Genomic DNA, 1,811 nt, shown 5'->3' with positions numbered 1-1,811 from the left:
GCATGAGCTTAGAAAAACAACCCCTGACGCTCACGATCAACGGCAACAAAATCGGCCCAGTAGACGTGCCACTCGATATGCCCATGATCGACTTCCTGCATGAGCACCTAAACCTGACAGGCACCCGCTTTGGCTGCGGCCAAGGTATTTGCCACGCCTGTACCATCGTAGAAAATCACCCAGACGGCTCTACTACTGAGAGCCGTACCTGTGTGTTTAGCGCGCACTACTTCAACAACAAGTCCATTACCACTATTGAAGGCCAAGCCAAGTACGACAAACTGGGGCAAGTAGAGTCCTTAACACCTGTACAGCAAGCCTTTATCGACCACTTCTCGTTTCAGTGTGGCTACTGTACGCCCGGTTTTGTGGCGGGGGCTACGGTGTTTCTGGATGGTCTAAAACGCAAGCCCGTACAGCGTGCCAACCTAGAAAGCGCGATTGAAGAAGCCTTAAACGACCATATCTGCCGTTGCACCGGCTATGTACGCTACTACGAAGCCGTTAAAGAGGTTGCTCTGGCAACCCCTGGCTGTGTCATCGACTAAGGAGGCCACCATGTTACGCAAAACAATCCTTCCGTGATTCTGGTGGCAGTAGTGGTCTGTATTGCCATCTTGCTGGGGGCTTTTCGCAGCACCAGCGTTGCACCCGGTGTAGATAAGCCCTTAAGTGCGGATGAAATGCAGCAACTGATCCCCCGTGGCCGTGAGCTCGCCATGGCGGGAGACTGCTTTGGCTGTCACTCCCAACCCCAAGGCCCTAAAGCCGCCGGCGGTGTGGCAATCGACACACCCTTCGGGACCCTGTACTCCACCAACATCACGCCTGACACCACCTACGGCATAGGGAACTACACACGTGAAGATTTTCACCGTGCGTTAAAAGATGGCGTTGCCCCTAAAGGCAACCTGTACCCCGCTATGCCGTACATCTTCACGCACATCACCACACCTGAAGATATAGATGCCTTGTACGCGTACCTGATGAGCATTCCACCTATTGCTGTGCCCAACAAAGACAATAGTGGTCCTTCGCCTTACCGGTACGCCCGTTCATGAACTTCTGGAACCTGCTGAACTTCCCGGATCGCAGCGTCCCCGAGAACCCAGAACGCTCTGCCCAATGGTTGCGTGGTGCGTACTTAGTGCAGGGCGTAGGCCACTGCGCTAGCTGCCACACGCCGCAAAACTTCATGATGGGCGTGGACTTTGCGCGTGACTTACAAGGTGGTGAGATCAACGGCTGGGCCATTCCTAACATCACAGCGGCCTCCTTAGCCAAGCATGGTTTTGATGTACCGCTGCTAACGCAGTACTTAAGCACTGGCATCGCCCCACAAGGTACATCGTTCGCAGACATGCATACGGTCACGCACTTTTCTACCAGTGCTATGGAGAAAGACGATGTAGAAGCTGTGGCTACATACCTGCTTACCGCCCCCGATGGCAGTATGCCACCGGCAGCAGCCGCTCCTGCACCGCTACCCGAAGCTCAGAACCCTGCCGCTGACAGCGACATGGCCATTGGCAGACGCACCTACTTAGCAGCGTGTGCTGGGTGTCACGGCAGTAAAGGGGAAGGCATTCCTAACGTGGCTCCCGCCATGTATGGCAACGCAACACTCGCCATGGATACTGCACAAAACTTGATCCGCGTAGTACTAAACGGTATCCCCACTCAGACCTTTACAGGCAACCAACGCATGTATGCCATGCCGCCGTTTGCGCATGAACTGAGCGACAAAGAGATTGCTGATTTGTCTACTTGGATGCGTGCTGAATGGGGTGGCCAAGCCGCTGCTGTCACCA

Annotated in this window: 3 protein-coding genes; all 3 read left to right on the top strand. The window is 54.7% G+C overall.

The features are described 5' to 3' along the window. Positions 1-548 (top strand): (2Fe-2S)-binding protein (locus GY634_RS17000; protein WP_166409902.1); only part of this gene is annotated, 548 nt, incomplete at its 5' end. Positions 549-581: 33 nt separating this feature from the next. Then, positions 582-1,061: a c-type cytochrome gene (locus tag GY634_RS17180; RefSeq protein ID WP_207625643.1), complete on the top strand. Its 480-nt coding sequence runs from the start codon at positions 582-584 to the stop codon at positions 1,059-1,061. Beyond that, positions 1,058-1,811 (top strand): c-type cytochrome (locus tag GY634_RS17175; RefSeq protein WP_207625642.1); only part of this gene is annotated, 754 nt, incomplete at its 3' end. The genes GY634_RS17180 and GY634_RS17175, both read left to right, overlap by 4 nt.

The sequence above is a fragment of the Paenalcaligenes suwonensis genome (assembly GCF_011290505.1).
GTDB lineage: Bacteria > Pseudomonadota > Gammaproteobacteria > Burkholderiales > Burkholderiaceae_B > Paenalcaligenes > Paenalcaligenes suwonensis.
Note: the sequence above shows the minus strand (reverse complement) of the source record. Positions and strands in the feature narration are given on the sequence as shown.